15 protein-coding genes are annotated in these 14,672 nt (G+C 39.3%); 9 read left to right on the forward strand and 6 right to left on the reverse strand.

What is annotated here, in order from left to right; translation table 11 throughout:
* On the forward strand, positions 1–188 hold a 188-nt coding region (locus tag AC5YD2_RS03300), incomplete at its 5' end, for a transposase (RefSeq protein WP_496124951.1).
* Positions 189–307: 119 nt separating this feature from the next.
* Positions 308–805: a hypothetical protein gene (locus AC5YD2_RS03305; RefSeq protein ID WP_496124952.1), complete on the forward strand. Its 498-nt coding sequence runs from the start codon at positions 308–310 to the stop codon at positions 803–805.
* Positions 806–858: 53 nt separating this feature from the next.
* Here AC5YD2_RS03305 and tsf read toward each other — a convergent pair whose 3' ends face one another.
* Both tsf and rpsB read right to left on the reverse strand, forming a co-directional pair.
* The gene (gene tsf, locus AC5YD2_RS03310; protein ID WP_496124953.1) at positions 859–1,737 is read right to left on the reverse strand and encodes a translation elongation factor Ts; all 879 of its coding nucleotides are present in this window, start codon (positions 1,735–1,737) and stop codon (positions 859–861) included.
* Positions 1,738–1,875: 138 nt separating this feature from the next.
* On the reverse strand, positions 1,876–2,628 hold the full coding sequence (gene rpsB / locus AC5YD2_RS03315) for a 30S ribosomal protein S2 (protein ID WP_496124954.1): 753 nt from the start codon (positions 2,626–2,628) through the stop codon (positions 1,876–1,878).
* 210 nt (positions 2,629–2,838) lie between these two features.
* Between rpsB and map the strand changes: the two genes are divergently transcribed.
* From map to AC5YD2_RS03335, 4 genes are all read left to right on the forward strand, one after another.
* Entirely contained in the window at positions 2,839–3,663 is an 825-nt protein-coding gene (gene map, locus AC5YD2_RS03320; RefSeq protein WP_496124955.1) for a type I methionyl aminopeptidase, read from the forward strand.
* Between the two features lie 400 nt (positions 3,664–4,063).
* Positions 4,064–5,215: an OmpW/AlkL family protein gene (locus tag AC5YD2_RS03325; RefSeq protein WP_496124956.1), complete on the forward strand. Its 1,152-nt coding sequence runs from the start codon at positions 4,064–4,066 to the stop codon at positions 5,213–5,215.
* 182 nt (positions 5,216–5,397) lie between these two features.
* Positions 5,398–6,612: an MFS transporter gene (locus tag AC5YD2_RS03330; protein ID WP_496124957.1), complete on the forward strand. Its 1,215-nt coding sequence runs from the start codon at positions 5,398–5,400 to the stop codon at positions 6,610–6,612.
* A complete protein-coding gene (locus tag AC5YD2_RS03335; protein WP_496124958.1) occupies positions 6,605–6,739 on the forward strand; it encodes a hypothetical protein in 135 nt (44 codons plus the stop codon). Before AC5YD2_RS03330 ends, AC5YD2_RS03335 begins: the two co-directional genes overlap by 8 nt.
* 110 nt (positions 6,740–6,849) lie before the next feature.
* Here the strand turns inward: AC5YD2_RS03335 and AC5YD2_RS03340 are convergent, their stop codons facing one another.
* Positions 6,850–7,767: a LysR substrate-binding domain-containing protein gene (locus tag AC5YD2_RS03340; protein WP_496124959.1), complete on the reverse strand. Its 918-nt coding sequence runs from the start codon at positions 7,765–7,767 to the stop codon at positions 6,850–6,852.
* Between the two features lie 103 nt (positions 7,768–7,870).
* Between AC5YD2_RS03340 and AC5YD2_RS03345 the strand changes: the two genes are divergently transcribed.
* Both AC5YD2_RS03345 and chrA read left to right on the forward strand, forming a co-directional pair.
* Positions 7,871–8,734, forward strand: coding sequence for a pirin family protein (locus tag AC5YD2_RS03345; RefSeq protein ID WP_496124960.1), 864 nt, complete (start codon positions 7,871–7,873; stop codon positions 8,732–8,734).
* A 258-nt stretch (positions 8,735–8,992) separates the two neighbouring features.
* Positions 8,993–10,267 (forward strand): chromate efflux transporter, encoded by a 1,275-nt coding sequence (gene chrA / locus AC5YD2_RS03350; protein ID WP_496125065.1) that lies wholly within the window; start codon positions 8,993–8,995, stop codon positions 10,265–10,267.
* Between the two features lie 43 nt (positions 10,268–10,310).
* Here the strand turns inward: chrA and AC5YD2_RS03355 are convergent, their stop codons facing one another.
* Both AC5YD2_RS03355 and sthA read right to left on the reverse strand, forming a co-directional pair.
* Positions 10,311–11,417, reverse strand: a complete 1,107-nt coding sequence (locus tag AC5YD2_RS03355) for an AAA family ATPase (protein ID WP_496124961.1) — start codon at positions 11,415–11,417, stop codon at positions 10,311–10,313.
* A 112-nt stretch (positions 11,418–11,529) separates the two neighbouring features.
* Positions 11,530–12,945, reverse strand: a complete 1,416-nt coding sequence (gene sthA / locus AC5YD2_RS03360; RefSeq protein WP_496124962.1) for a Si-specific NAD(P)(+) transhydrogenase — start codon at positions 12,943–12,945, stop codon at positions 11,530–11,532.
* A gap of 209 nt (positions 12,946–13,154) precedes the next feature.
* On the opposite strand from sthA, the gene lipA reads away from it, so the two are divergent.
* A complete protein-coding gene (lipA, locus tag AC5YD2_RS03365; protein WP_496124963.1) occupies positions 13,155–14,168 on the forward strand; it encodes a lipoyl synthase in 1,014 nt (337 codons plus the stop codon).
* 97 nt (positions 14,169–14,265) lie between these two features.
* Here the strand turns inward: lipA and AC5YD2_RS03370 are convergent, their stop codons facing one another.
* A complete protein-coding gene (locus AC5YD2_RS03370; RefSeq protein ID WP_496124964.1) occupies positions 14,266–14,457 on the reverse strand; it encodes a hypothetical protein in 192 nt (63 codons plus the stop codon).
* Positions 14,458–14,672 lie beyond the last annotated feature (215 nt).

A 14,672-nucleotide genomic window follows, 5' to 3' on the forward strand; every position in this document is an offset into this window, starting at 1 on the left:
AAGGTCAAGCGATTGATGATTTAGCAGCAAAATATAAGACAAGAATCGTTTATCTACCTGCGTATAGTCCCGACCTCAATCCTATTGAAAAAGCATGGTCTGTCTTAAAAAGTAAAGTCAGGCACATCATTGCTCAGAACAATAAAACCATTCAGGAAGCTCTGGATATCGTATTTAAGATGATGTAGCTTATGTTTCATATTTGGCTATAAGAACACTCTTTATCCAGAATTTTCCAACCCTTAATTTCACAGACTTCCCCCAAATTAACGAACAAGAATCAGCTTCAGATTGGATGATGACATGGATGTCAGATTGCGAAATTTCAAATTCTATCTTAGCTGGATGCGAGTTTAATAATTTTAGTTGGTTATTAGAGAAAAAATTCAAAAACTTAAATGTAATAAAAGACGCGAACTATGATATCTCGATCATTTTAGAGAAAATTTTCAATTATTTTGAACAATATGAAAATCTTGAAGAAAATTTGGAACTCGATCAAATCGATTCTGCCGCAGAATTTAATTATGACAGCTTATTTAAAGATGATGACGAAATAGATTTTGAAACTCAATATGCAATTGCACTGGATAATATTACTCACCACCTGTTGTGTCATCACTTAAACGTGATTGTAATTGATCATGGCGAAAATACTCATTTTATTCCCACTCAACACCACACTGAGAAACTCGAAACATTAGCAGAACACCTGTGTTCAATTTACCCTGAAAGTCATGTTTCGCTTTATCTCTCCGATCAGCAAGAAAGCTATACATTTGAGCACTTATTAGAAAATTTATAGTCTAAAAAAAGCCCCAAATGGGGCTTTTTTTAACTTTCACCTAAAGGCAAAAATTATTGTGCAGCAGCGGCTTGAGCAGCAGCAACTTCGTCAGCGAAGCTCATTTCCGCTTTCTTCTCAATACCTTCACCTACTTCGAAGCGAACGAATTGTGCAACAACAGTACCTGTTGATTTAAGAACGTCAGCAACTTTTTTGTCATTGTCGATTACATACATTTGACGATCAAGTGCAACTTCGTTCAAGTATTTCTCAACAGAACCAGTCACCATTTTCTCAACGATGTTTGCAGGCTTACCAGATTCGATTGCTTTAGCTTCAGCAATTTCTTTCTCTTTAGCGATAAGTTCAGCAGAAACACCTTCAGCATTTACAGCTACTGGATTGAACGCAGCAACGTGCATTGCAATACCTTTACCAGTCGCAGCATCACCTGTGTAAGATACAACAACACCGATTTTTAAACCGTGTTTGTAAACAGCAATGTTTTCGCCTTCAACGATAGTTGCGCGACGAACTTGGATGTTTTCACCGATTTTTTGAACTAGAGCAATACGTGCTTCTTCAACAGTAGCACCATCTTCTAATTTTAATTCAGCAATTTTAGCAGCATCAGTTTCGTTAGCAGCAAGCGCAGCAGCGGCAACTTTAGCAGAGAAACCAGCAAAGTTTTCGTCTTTAGCAACGAAGTCAGTTTGGCAGTTCACTTCTAAAAGTAAAGCTTTGTTACCTTCTTGAGCAATTGTGATCGCGCCGTCAGCTGCGATGTTACCCGCTTTTTTAGCTGCTTTAGCTTGACCAGATTTACGAAGGTTATCAATCGCTAACTCAACATCACCATTTGATTCTGTTAATGCTTTTTTGCATTCCATCATCGCAAGACCAGTACGGTCGCGTAATTCTTTAACCATGCTTGCAGTAATAGCAGTCATGTTATTCTCCTAAATACGGTAGAAAATGAATCTGTTCAACAAAAACGGCCCAAAGTGTTCTCTGGGCCGTTTTGCATTTCAACGCTTAGTTTGCCACCAGCAGATGTCGCAAAAATGACAAGTCCGCGTCAAATCGCATTAAGCCTCAGGAGCTTCTTTAGCAGCTTCTTCGCCTTTAGCTTGCGCATTAGCTTGAGTTTGAGCATATTCTTTACCAGCAAGAATCGCATCAGCCATAGCAGAAGCATAAAGTGTTACAGCACGGATCGCATCGTCGTTACCAGGAATAACGAAATCTACGTTATCTGGGTTAGAGTTTGTATCAACGATACCGATTACTGGAATACCAAGGTTTTTAGCTTCTTTAATCGCGATCGCTTCGTGATCAACGTCGATGATGAACAATGCGTCAGGTAAACCACCCATGTTCTTAACACCGCCTAAAGAACGTTCAAGTTTTTCCATCTCACGAGTACGTTCTAAAGCTTCACGTTTAGTTAGCTTAAGGAAAGTACCGTCTTGAGATTGAGTTTGAAGATCTTTCAAACGGTTGATTGATTGACGAAGTGTTTTCCAGTTCGTCAACATACCACCTAACCAACGGTGATCTACATAGGGTTGACCAGCGCGTTGAGCTTGCTCACGGATGATGTTAGAAGCAGCGCGTTTAGTACCAACGAATAATACTTTGTTCTTTTTGCTAGCAAGATTGTTAACGAAGTTCAAAGCATCGTTTAACGCAGGAACAGTGTGCTCAAGGTTAATGATGTGAATTTTGTTACGCGCACCAAAAATGTATTCACGCATTTTTGGGTTCCAGAAGCGAGTTTGGTGACCAAAGTGCGCGCCTGCTTGAAGAAGGTCACGCATACTTACGTTGTAATCTGCCATTTTCTTTACCTTAAAGTTTGGGTTAGGCCTCCATATGTCCAGCATTCTCCACCCTAAAGGGCACCCAGAGTAATGTGACGACATATGTGCGGATTTAGTTTCGCCTATTTCAAATAACATTCGTGCATAGATACACGAAAAAGCATTTGATAAATTGGGCGGCTATTTATACCATAGTCACACACAAATTTCCAAAAGTTTTTAAAGATCATGAACAGTACTTACGAGGCTCCACGTCGACTGATTAAAACACCTGAAGAAATTGAAAAAATGCGTGTGGCGGGACGACTGGCGGCAGAAGTTTTGGATATGATCAAACCGCATATTGTTCCAGGGGTAACCACCTTAGAGCTTGATACGATTTGTCATGACTATATCGTGAATAAACAAGATGCTATTCCAGCTTGCTTAGGCTACGGCGCAGCACCTGGACGCCCTGCTTTTCAACATGTGATTTGTACATCTGTAAACCATGTCGTTTGTCACGGTGTTCCATCCGATGCTAAAAAGTTAAAAAAAGGCGACATCTTAAATATTGATGTGACCGTGATTAAAGATGGTTATCACGGCGATACTAATATGATGTATATCGTGGGTGGCGAGACCTCAATTCTTGCTGATCGTTTATGCAAAGTCGCTCAAGAAGCAATGTATCGCGGTATGGAAACAGTAAAACCGGGTTCTACCATCGGGGATATTGGGCACGCGATTCAAAAATACGTTGAGTCTGAACGTTTCGGCGTCGTTCGTGAATATTGCGGTCATGGTATTGGTACAGTGTTTCATGATGAGCCACAAGTTCTTCATTATGGTCAGGCCAATTCAGGCATGATTTTAGAGGAAGGCATGACCTTTACTATCGAACCGATGGTCAATGGTGGTGACTGGAAAACTAAACTTCTCGGTGACAAATGGACTGTCGTGACTAAAGACCATAGTTTATCAGCACAATATGAACACACGATTCTCGTGACTAAAACGGGCTTAGAAGTTTTGACTGCACGTCCTGAGGAAGATCTTTCTCGTTTTCAGTAATTTCTAATTTAAGAATATAGATTTAAAAGGCCCGAACTCTCGGGTCTTTTAAATTATAGGCACACTTATCACAGAAACTCTATTTCCTGAAAAGACTAAAAACTCAGATGTAAGATATTTTATTCGATGTTTATTCTTCTAAATGAATGAGTTAGTTAGATGCACATCAGATCACAGAAAATTTACAATCATATTTAACCCTTTATTAAGCTATTGAAATTAAATAGAGAAGACATTACAAAATTAAAGCATGCCAATAAAATAATTAATACATATTCATTCAAAAATTACACGATTACCACTGATGGCTCTTTTTAAAACAACAATGTGATCAAATTTTGTTTTCATACTCTCCCATACAAAAACAAATACATTAATTTTTTGGACACGGAGTCCCGAGATGAAAAAAACTTTGCTTCATACAGCAATTTCCGTATCAATTTTAACTTTACCAATGATCAGTTACGCTGATTCGCCTTATTTTAGTTTTAAAGATGGCGATGGATTTAAGCGTTTCTCTGTATCTGTAGGTGCATTACATGTGATGCCACAAGGTAAGGCACAACCTATTAATATCAATACTGCGGTTGCTGAAGGACAAAAAGCTGCCGTTGGAAGTGTTACAACGAAGTCAGTATTAAATGCTATCGACACCTCAACTGAAGATGGTCGGTCTAAACATAACAAATTAGAAACTTTAACTAATTCTGGACTGATTAGCCCTTTAATCGTTGACACGATCAATGGTGAAAAGTATTTAAAACCAAATGTTGCAGGGACTGCGACTATTGATGGTCTCTCGCAATGGAAAGCCCAAGGTACAGGCTTAGAAGCTGATGATGTCACCACTTTAGGAATCATGACCAACTATTTCTTTACCGATAATATTTCACTTGAAGTAAAAGCGGGTATTCCACCAAAAGTAGATATACAAGGTAAAGGTCAAATTCATGCGCCTTTGAGAGGAAAAGCTGATCCAGGAAGTGTTGATTTAATCGTTGCAGATTTAGACGCTGGCTTAGTGTTAGGTGGTGATTTACCCTTAAAACAAGATATCTTTATCACTGATTTATCAGCACATGGAAAAGTCGCTGAAGCACGTGCTTGGACACCTGCCTTTGAATTCCAATATCACTTCGGTAAAACAGGCGTGAATAAATTCCGCCCATACGTTGGTTTAGGCATGATGTATGCCTACTTCAATGATCTCGAAATGAATCCTAATCTTGAGAAAGATCTAATCAATGCAGGGCATAAGATTGCCAACATTAAAAATGGCGAGGCAGGGAAAGCTTTAGATGGAATAGCAAGTAGTGCCAACCCTAAAGTTAAATTAGATGCCAGTGATGCCTTTGCACCTGTAGCGACTGCTGGTTTCACCTATGACTTTAATGATCGTTGGTTTGCAGTTGGCTCTGTTTCCTACGCCCACCTCACTGGTGAAACAACCATTACGGTGACAGATGAAAAACTAGGAAAACTGATTGATGCTAAATCTGATATCGAAATTAATCCAATTTTAGGCTATGCAGGTGTGGGTTACCGCTTCTAATATGAGTTTCATTTGAGCAAAAAAAGCGATCTCCAGTAGATCGCTTTTTTTTTGGTGATAGTTCACTTCTGTGTCATTTAATACACTCATGAATATTTTTTATTGATTGATAAATTTTTATTCTGTCGTCATGATTTAGTGCGTAAATTACAATAACCGCTGACATAGTCTCAGGATTCGCGATGACCACGGATACACGTTTTTCCAAACCACTCATATTTATGCTGATTGGTAGTGCTTTTATTTTAGCGCTGTCTTTAGGTATTCGACATGGATTTGGACTTTACTTAGTCCCTATGAGTCATGAGTTTGGCTGGAGTCATCAAGTCTTTAGTTTAGCGATCGCTTTTCAAAACTTACTCTGGGGTGCTGTTCAACCCTTTACAGGAGCTCTAGCCGATAAATATGGCAGCAAGCTTATTGTTGTTGGTGGTGGATTACTGTATGCCATTGGTTTAGTCATGATGGCATTCAGCTCCACGGGGTTACTCATTAATATGAGTCTAGGTTTAGTCATCGGTTTAGCCTTATCGGCAACCTCATTCCCTATCCTTTTATCAGCTGTCGGACGCGCAGCGCATCCAAGCAAACGAAGCCTAGCCATGGGTATTGCTAGTGCTGCTGGTTCATTTGGTCAATTTATCATGTTGCCGACCACCCTCTTATTACTCAAACAATTTGGCTGGTCATCTGCCTTACTGATCACTGCCATTTTAGTGGTCATGATCGTACCTTTAGCGTTCATGTTAAAAGCACCGATGTACGTCGATCCAAATGCTCCTGTCATTACTAAACCCTCCATGAGCTTTAAAGAAATTCTGATCATTGCTAAAAACCACAAACCGTTTATTTGGCTTGCATTAGGCTTCTTGGTTTGTGGTTTCCAAGTGGTCTTTTTAGGTATTCACATTCCAGGTTATCTCACTGATCATGGATTTAGTACCACAACAGGCACCGTATTTCTTGCCTTAGTGGGATTATTCAATATTGTTGGGACATATACCGCAGGTTGGTTAGGAGATAAATACTCTAAACCCAAGTTATTGATGGGATTATATGGTTTTCGTGGCATTGCCATGATTGCCTTTTTAATGTTACCGCTCAGCACATGGACGATCTACGCATTTGCCATGATCATGGGAGTACTCTGGCTTTCTACTGTACCTCTCACCAACGGAATCGTTGCCAATATGTTTGGTGTTAAATACCTCAGCATGCTCAGCGGGATTGTATTTTTTACCCATCAAGTTGGTTCATTTTTCGGTGGTTGGTTGGGTGGCTTAAATCATGATATAACTGGAAACTACAACATCATTTGGGCACTTTCTATCGCACTCAGTGTTTTTGGTGTTTTGGTTCATTTATATGTCAATGAGGAGGCAATTGTTCATGACTAATTCAGACTTTTGGTTAAAATCCTCCATTGCAGTCATGGTGATTTTATTTATGTTGCTCGCAATAACGTTGTGGTGGCAAACCCCTGATATGTTTGAATACTTCAACCAAGCATTCTGTGCACATTGAAAGATGAATATAAAATGAAGATAAATATGAACTGAAAGTATAAAACTTTCAGTTCATTACTTTACTCTATTCTAAAAGATAGACTAAAACATGGAAATATCAACGAAAACTTAAACTCGAGTCTTTGCTCCGCAATTACGAATTTTAAACTGCTCAATCAAATATTCTAAGAGCAAACGCATCGCAGGCATCATGCCTTGTCTCGAAGCATAGGCAATATGGATCACGCCTCTAGGTAAATGCCACTCAGGCAATACCTCTATCAATGCTCCACTTTTTAATTCCTCAAATACAAAAACACGGGGCAATGAAGCAATACCCACCGCATTAAGAACGCTTGTTTTCATTGCTGAAAAATTATCGGTTTTTAAACGCGGTTCAAATTCGATTTCCACGATTTCATCTTGTTGATTTTTAAATCGCCATGATTGTTTTGGACTTTGAAAACCGATACTGGGTAATCCTTTTAAATCGTCCAAAGTCTGTGGATGTTTAAATCGTTTGAATAATTCAGGAACAGCAACCAATACGTGTTCCCAGGCATCTAAATCACGCACGATCAATTCACTATCTTCAAGCGCTGAATTACGCACGCGAATCGCTAAATCCACCCCTTCTTCGATCAAATCCACACGATGATTGCTCGCCAATAAATGCACCTGAACCTCAGGATATGTCCGCATAAACTGCGCCACCATTTCACCCACTGGCATTTCAACCAACGCTATCGGACATGACAACTTGATCAGCCCTGACGGCTCATCCGACTTTGCACTTTGGATAAAGTTTTCAGCAGCAGTGACATCGTCTAATATTTTTAAACAATATTCATAAAACTTTTGCCCCATTTCAGTCACCGTAAATTTACGTGTATTGCGCTGAATGAGTCGAACCCCAAGACGTTCTTCTAAATCTGTAATCCTGCGTGACAATTTGGATTTGGTAATCCCTAAGGTTTCACTGGCTTTGGTATAACCTTGATATTTCACGACCTGAACAAAATGATAATAATCATTCAAATTTTGCATAATTGTTCCATTTTTAGAATTATCTGTTGTGCTGAACTGCCTGTAATTATACCGAATGAACGCCATTTTATCTTTAAGACAAACATAATCTAAAGGTAAATCAATGAACTCAATCCGGAAAGTATATACCAGTGATCGCAGTACTTGGGTCGGTGATGGTTTTAAAACCAACTCGATGTTACCAATGAGCGACATGAGTAGCGCAACCAGTCCATTTTTAGTGATGGGATATACTGAAAAATATCCATTTGCACCAACTTCGCATCAGCGTGGCGTTGGTATGCATCCTCACCGCGGCTTTGAAACAGTGACCATTGTCTATGAAGGTGAGTTAGAACATCGAGATTCAAAAGGTAATCACGGCACGATTGGTCAAAATGAAGTGCAATGGATGACTGCAGGTCGTGGCATCATGCATGAAGAACATCATTCAAAAGCATTTGCAAGAAATGGTGGTCATCTTGATATGGTTCAACTTTGGGTAAACTTACCAAGTCACTCGAAAATGGTTGAACCTCGTTATCAGGAACTTAACGAGCAGAATATTCCTGAAATTACGTTGAAGGATGGTCAGGGAATCATTCGAGTCATTGCGGGTGAATACGTTCATGCTAAAACAATGGCACAAGGTCCTGCATTGACTTATAGTCCTTTAAACCTATTAGATGCAAGATTAAATGCAGGTAAATCTGTTCAATTTAACTTTGATCCAACTTGGAACAACATCATATTTGTACTCAGTGGTTCGATTAAAATTGATGGTCAAATCTTTAATCACCTTCAAACGGTATATCTGAACCATGATGTTTCCGAGGTCGACATTGAAGTGCTTGAAGAGAGTAAATTACTCATCGGTAGTGGTGAGCCAATTCATGAACCCATCGTGGCACATGGTCCGTTTGTCATGAACAGTGAGGCTGAAATTCATCAAGCCTTTGCCGATTTCCAAAAAGGTCAATTTGCTTAACCTTTACTTAATCACTTGCATAATCAGTTGCTTAAACTGTGGATATAACGACATGCAAAACCATTCAGTAAAGCCACATGCTCGTTTGCAATAACCCACCTCGTGTGGGTTATTCATTTATATATCTAAACTTATCTTATTTTTTTCAACAGAATGTCATGTTCGAGCGCTATCATATTTTTAAAAACTATTAAGACTGCCATGATCAAATCTCCTGTTCAACTTCATCAAAATACAAGTCCTGAACATACCCCATCCATGGATCAGCGTAGATCTTTACACATCACTCAGTTTCAAATTTTTCTCATCTTTTTTAAATTAGGATGTATATCTTTTGGTGGTCCAGCCGCACACTTGGTGTTTTTCCATCAACGATTTGTTCAACAGTTAAAATGGCTCACTGGTGAACAATACACTCAACTGGTGGCATTGTCACAAATCATTCCCGGACCGAGTAGTAGTCAGGTGGGTATTGCCATTGGCTATTTGACCAAAGGTTATTTGGGATCTCTTAGTGCATGGTTAGGATTCACACTCCCCTCCTTTATCCTTATGACGTGTGTGGCTTATTTTGGACAATATTTTTTTAGTCATTTAAATGTAGAAATATTTCACATTTTAAAACTGATCGTATTGGCAGTTGTGATTTTTGCATTCTGGCAAATGCTGAAAAGCGCTTGTAATACGGTTTGGCAATACTTACTCATGCTTCTATCCGCTTTATTTATCTACACGAGTGACTTAAGTTTCAGCCAAATCATTTTAATTTTTGTCGCAGCACTCTGTGGCCTGATTTTTTCAAAGACAACAATCAAGAAAAATAGTAAGCATAACAATACGAAAAGCTTAACGAAAAATGGTACAAAAGCACCTCCGACTCGTGCTTCATCAAATCATTTTAAATGTCCTCAAGCATTGAAAGCTTCATATCTATGGCTGGTTGCTTTTATTGCCCCTTTTGCGATCTTTGCAGTATTAAAAACTCAGTTCAACCATCCTGCACTACTCAGCATCGAAGGCTTTTACGCTTCAGCTTCGATGGTGTTTGGCAACGGTCACATTGTATTACCTTTGTTGCATCAAGACTTTGTGGACAGTGGATTCATTTCCAATGAAAAATTTGATTTAGGCTATGCTGTTGTCCAGTTAATGCCCGGTCCTCTTTTCAGCTTTGCAAGTTATTTGGGAGCGTTATTGCCCATCACCAATTCCATGCTATTCAATGCTGTTATTGCAACCTGTGCTATTTTTCTGCCTTCATTTTTTCTCATCTTTGGCACATTGCCGTATTGGTCTTGGCTGATGAAACAGGAAAAAATCTATCGCGCTGTTGAAGGCATCAATGCTGCGGTGATTGGTCTATTACTGTGTTTGATTGTGCAAATGACAGAAAGTTATATCAAAAGCTGGATAGATATTGGCTTTGTGATATGGATCGTACTTTTACTTCGTACGAAAATACCTGTTGTCGTCACGATTATTTCAAGTTTTAGTGCTTATTATTTTTTATTGATGTCGATTCATTCTTTTTAAAAAACATTGAAGAGCAAAGGTTTTAAATTACTTAAAATTTAAATCATGTTGCCTGTCTATTGATGGCAACCACAACCGTTTCACCCTCTTTCTGATCCAACTGAAAATGCTGTACTTCACAATATTGTTGGATCATTTCCACCAAAACAGTTGAATGGCTGGTGACCCAAAGTTGAGTATATCGACTGGCTTCAGCAATCAACATCGCTAATGCAGGCAACAGATTCGGGTGTAAACTATTTTCAGGCTCATTCAGTGCCATAAACAACGGCGGTCTCGGGCTGAGTAAAGCAACTGCCAAGCATAAAAAACGTAAGGTTCCATCTGAGAACTCTGCACTTTCAAGTGGTCTCAATATGCCTTCTCGTTGCATCATCATTTGGAAGCGTCCACCCTGCGCATCAACAAAAAAACGTGTGTTCGGAAAAGCCTTATCTAAAACCTCATAAAGTGTTTCTGTTTGTCCACGCTCTCTCAGTGTCTCAAATGCAGCTGCCAAATTGGTACCATCATGCGACAAAATCGGAGAGCGTATTCCCACCTGTGGCATTCGCATCGGTGAATGTGAACTTACCGAAAACTCATGATAAAAGCGCCAATTTTTCATGCTTTCTCTCACTTGAGAAACTTCAGGATATAAATGTGGATCGGATAGCTGTCCAAACACTGAATCTTCCTGTGTCAGTGTCATCGGATAAGTGATCTTTTCTCCCTCTATATTTTTGAGAAATGCCGCTTGATTGGTACGCTCCATCAACACACTCATGTTACGGCGTTGATAGCCACTCATCCAAATATTTTCTTTCTTTACCAATGGATCTAAACCAAATAAGCTGATTAAAGGTTCAGGAAAACCAATTTCAAGTTGGTATTCATAATGCTCCATTTCTACAGCCAGCTTCATACGCTTAGGGTCTTTGGCAAAATCCCCTTTGCGCCCGCCACCTGCCCACATAATTTTTTGGATACCACCTTCCAATGCTATGGCTTGAGATAAATGTCCATTGGCAGCCTCATGCAATAATCGTACAGCTTTATAAAGATTTGATTTTCCGCAACCATTTGCCCCACTGATCAAATTAAGCTGTGCTAGAGGTAATGTTAGATTTCGAACAGAACGAAAGCCTTTAATGGTTATAGAGCGAATCATGAATAAAACTCTTTTATTTATTTGTACATTTTTATGTTTTTAACATAGCTATAAAACCAAAAGCCCGCAAGTTTTCACTCACGGGCTTTGCATTTCTATACCAAACATCAACTTAGAATAAACGGTTCATTCCGTTTAAAGTTGCAACACGGTACGCTTCTGCCATGGTTGGATAGTTGAATGTGGTTTCAACGAAATACTTAATGGTATTTCTGCCACTTTGCATCACAGCTTGTCCAATATGGATAATTTCAGCCGCGTTATTCCCGAAGCAATGCACACCTAAAATTTCTAAAGTATCACGGTGGAACAAAATCTTAAGTTCGCCCACTGTATCGCCTGTAATTTGAGCACGTGCCAAGTGACGGAAGGATGCTTGACCCACTTCATAAGGAATCTTTTCTTCAGTCAACTGTTGTTCAGTTTTACCAATTGAAGAAATTTCAGGAATCGTATAAATTCCTGTTGGGATATCTGTCACAGGAGCAACACCAATTTCACCGCTCATGTTCGAACCTGCACAACGACCTTGGTCATAAGCAGCCGAAGCAAGAGATGGCCAACCGATCACATCCCCCGCAGCATAAATATTTTCAACTTCAGTTTGGTATTGATCATTGACTGTTAATTGACCACGGCTATTCGGCGTGATCCCTACATTTTCAAGACCTAAACCATCAGTATTGCCTGAACGTCCGTTACACCACAGGATCGCATCCGCTTTAATCTTTTTACCACTTTGTAAATGCAATACAACGTGATCATCAAAAGTTTCAAGATGATCAATTTGCTCATTATGTCGAATCAGTACACCTTGCTCACGCAAGCGATACGACAATGCATCAGAAATTTCATCATCGAGGTAGCTAAGTAGCTTTGGCTGTGTATTAATCAAATCCACTTTATGATCTAGACCAATAAAGATCGATGCATATTCACAACCAATCACGCCCGCACCGTAAATGATGATTTTTTGGATTGTAAAATCAAGATCCAAAATTTTGTCTGAATCAAATACACGCTTATGATTAAAATCAAGGACCGAAGGACGGTAAGGACGTGAACCTGTAGCGACAACCAATTGCTTGAATACGATGGTTTCCGTCACACCTTCAGGGTTAAAGACCAATACTGTATTTTTGTCTTGAATGTACGCACGACCGTGGAAGATATCGATACGGTTACGATCATAAAACCGTGAATGCGTTTGTACTTGTTGTTGAATGACTTTATGTGCATTTTGCAGCACTTGTTTCATGGTGAACTGTTTCCACTCACCCACTTTTTGAAACATTGGATCACGTTGATAGCGAATAATGCTTGAAACCGTTTGACGTAACGCTTTACTTGGAATCGTTCCCACATGGGTACAGTTGCCACCCAATTGTTCACGTATATCAACGATTGCAACGCGCATACCTGACTTGGCAAGCTTCATTGCAGCACCTTCACCTGCAGGTCCCGAACCTAAAACAACTGCATCGTATTTTACAAAGGTTCCACTCACGACCTCTTTCTTACGCGCCATTCAATGCTCCTAATGTTCATATCATTTATATCTATACCCTATTATGACTGAATTTATATGACTTTGCTTTATTTCAATTTCATATATTGCTTGATGACGACATTTATTAAATGAATATCGTTTTTACCCCATTTCAGTGCAATTTCGTTATACTAATAGCGCTATTTTTTTAAAATATCCCCCGTCCAAAAACAGTGGAATAGTTGAATATGTCTGATAACCGTAAACCAGTACAGGGTGAAAAACTTCGTGGCGCTGAGAAAGTTGCTCGTATACCTGTAAAAGTTATTCCTACGGTTGAAACTCCACGAAAGCCCGATTGGATTCGTGTGAAAATGGCAGCGCCTGAAGAAGTTCAACGTATTAAAACAACATTACGCGCTCAAAAATTACATACCGTTTGTGAAGAAGCTGCTTGCCCGAACCTACCAGAATGTTTCGGTGGTGGTACTGCAACCTTTATGATTATGGGTGATATTTGTACCCGTCGTTGCCCGTTCTGTGATGTGGCCCATGGTCGTCCAAATGCTTTAGATGCAGATGAACCACGCCACATGGCAGAGACTATCGCCAACTTAGGTTTGAAATATGCGGTGATCACTTCTGTAGACCGTGATGATCTATTGGATGGTGGTGCGCAACATTTTGTGGACTGTATTAAAGAAGCACGTGCTTTAAGTCCAACAACCTTATTAGAAATTTTAGTGCCTGACTTCCGTGGTCGTATGGATATTGCCCTACGGATCATGACAGAATGTCCACCTGATGTGTTTAACCACAACATTGAAACTGTGCCTCGTTTATACAAAGCAATGCGTCCAGGTTCTGACTATCAGCATTCACTCAATTTATTGAAAATGTTCAAAGAATACTGCCCAGATATTCCAACTAAATGTGGTTTGATGGTGGGTATTGGTGAAACTGAAGAAGAAGTGATTGCATTACTTGATGACTTGCATGCACACGGCGTGGATTACGTGACCATTGGTCAGTATTTACAGCCTTCAAAAGAGCACGCTCCCATTGACCGCTTTGTAACTCCTGAAGAATTTGAACGTTATACAGCTCATGGTCAAAAATTAGGTTTCCGTAATATTTGGGCAGCGCCAATGGTTCGCTCAAGTTACTTTGCTGATCGTCAATACTATGGTGAACCTGTTCCAGCAGTCCGCCGTAAAGCCGATCCTGCAAAGAAAATTGCAGTCCAAGTGATCGAAGCTTAATTCTTTTAAACTTCAATGAAAAGTCCTCTAGAACTGAATTCAGAGGGCTTTTTTATGTCTGTAAATTATTGAAATCAATTTGAGATTGAATCATCAATTAACGACATTGACCTTCAATATTGCCATTGACCATCGTTCCATTTAAAACACAGACCGCATTGGCTGGAATTTTCAAATTATCATTGACCATATTGTTACTCATGGTTTTAGAGCAAGTCGCAGCAAAGCTTAAAGTACATGCCACCGATAAAGTCATCAGCAGTGCAATCCGTTGATATAAATTGTCCATGCTTTTCAATCCATCCAATTATTATTAAAAAATTAATGTTAAATATTTTAGATATATAAAATGTTACAGCTAATACATTAAGTGAATTTTCACTCTACATATGTATCCTTTTGGTTCTAGACCATACTTCTTTTTGATTTATAACCTACACTAGACATTGATTAAAAAATAAACTTTCGAAAAATTCATTTCTAAATCCTTCAGTTGAGCTTCAT

The sequence above is a fragment of the Acinetobacter sp. CY73 genome (genome assembly GCF_059515865.1).

Coding starts and splice junctions, on each gene's coding strand:
- AC5YD2_RS03345 (WP_496124960.1), top strand. CDS start 7,871: ATGAACTCAATCCGGAAAGTATATACCAGTGATCGCAGTACTTGGGTC.
- chrA (WP_496125065.1), top strand. CDS start 8,993: ATGGATCAGCGTAGATCTTTACACATCACTCAGTTTCAAATTTTTCTC.
- AC5YD2_RS03355 (WP_496124961.1), bottom strand. CDS start 11,417: ATGATTCGCTCTATAACCATTAAAGGCTTTCGTTCTGTTCGAAATCTA.
- AC5YD2_RS03325 (WP_496124956.1), top strand. CDS start 4,064: ATGAAAAAAACTTTGCTTCATACAGCAATTTCCGTATCAATTTTAACT.
- AC5YD2_RS03305 (WP_496124952.1), top strand. CDS start 308: ATGTCAGATTGCGAAATTTCAAATTCTATCTTAGCTGGATGCGAGTTT.
- lipA (WP_496124963.1), top strand. CDS start 13,155: ATGTCTGATAACCGTAAACCAGTACAGGGTGAAAAACTTCGTGGCGCT.
- AC5YD2_RS03340 (WP_496124959.1), bottom strand. CDS start 7,767: ATGCAAAATTTGAATGATTATTATCATTTTGTTCAGGTCGTGAAATAT.
- AC5YD2_RS03330 (WP_496124957.1), top strand. CDS start 5,398: ATGACCACGGATACACGTTTTTCCAAACCACTCATATTTATGCTGATT.
- map (WP_496124955.1), top strand. CDS start 2,839: ATGAACAGTACTTACGAGGCTCCACGTCGACTGATTAAAACACCTGAA.
- sthA (WP_496124962.1), bottom strand. CDS start 12,945: ATGGCGCGTAAGAAAGAGGTCGTGAGTGGAACCTTTGTAAAATACGAT.
- rpsB (WP_496124954.1), bottom strand. CDS start 2,628: ATGGCAGATTACAACGTAAGTATGCGTGACCTTCTTCAAGCAGGCGCG.
- AC5YD2_RS03370 (WP_496124964.1), bottom strand. CDS start 14,457: ATGGACAATTTATATCAACGGATTGCACTGCTGATGACTTTATCGGTG.
- AC5YD2_RS03335 (WP_496124958.1), top strand. CDS start 6,605: ATGACTAATTCAGACTTTTGGTTAAAATCCTCCATTGCAGTCATGGTG.
- tsf (WP_496124953.1), bottom strand. CDS start 1,737: ATGACTGCTATTACTGCAAGCATGGTTAAAGAATTACGCGACCGTACT.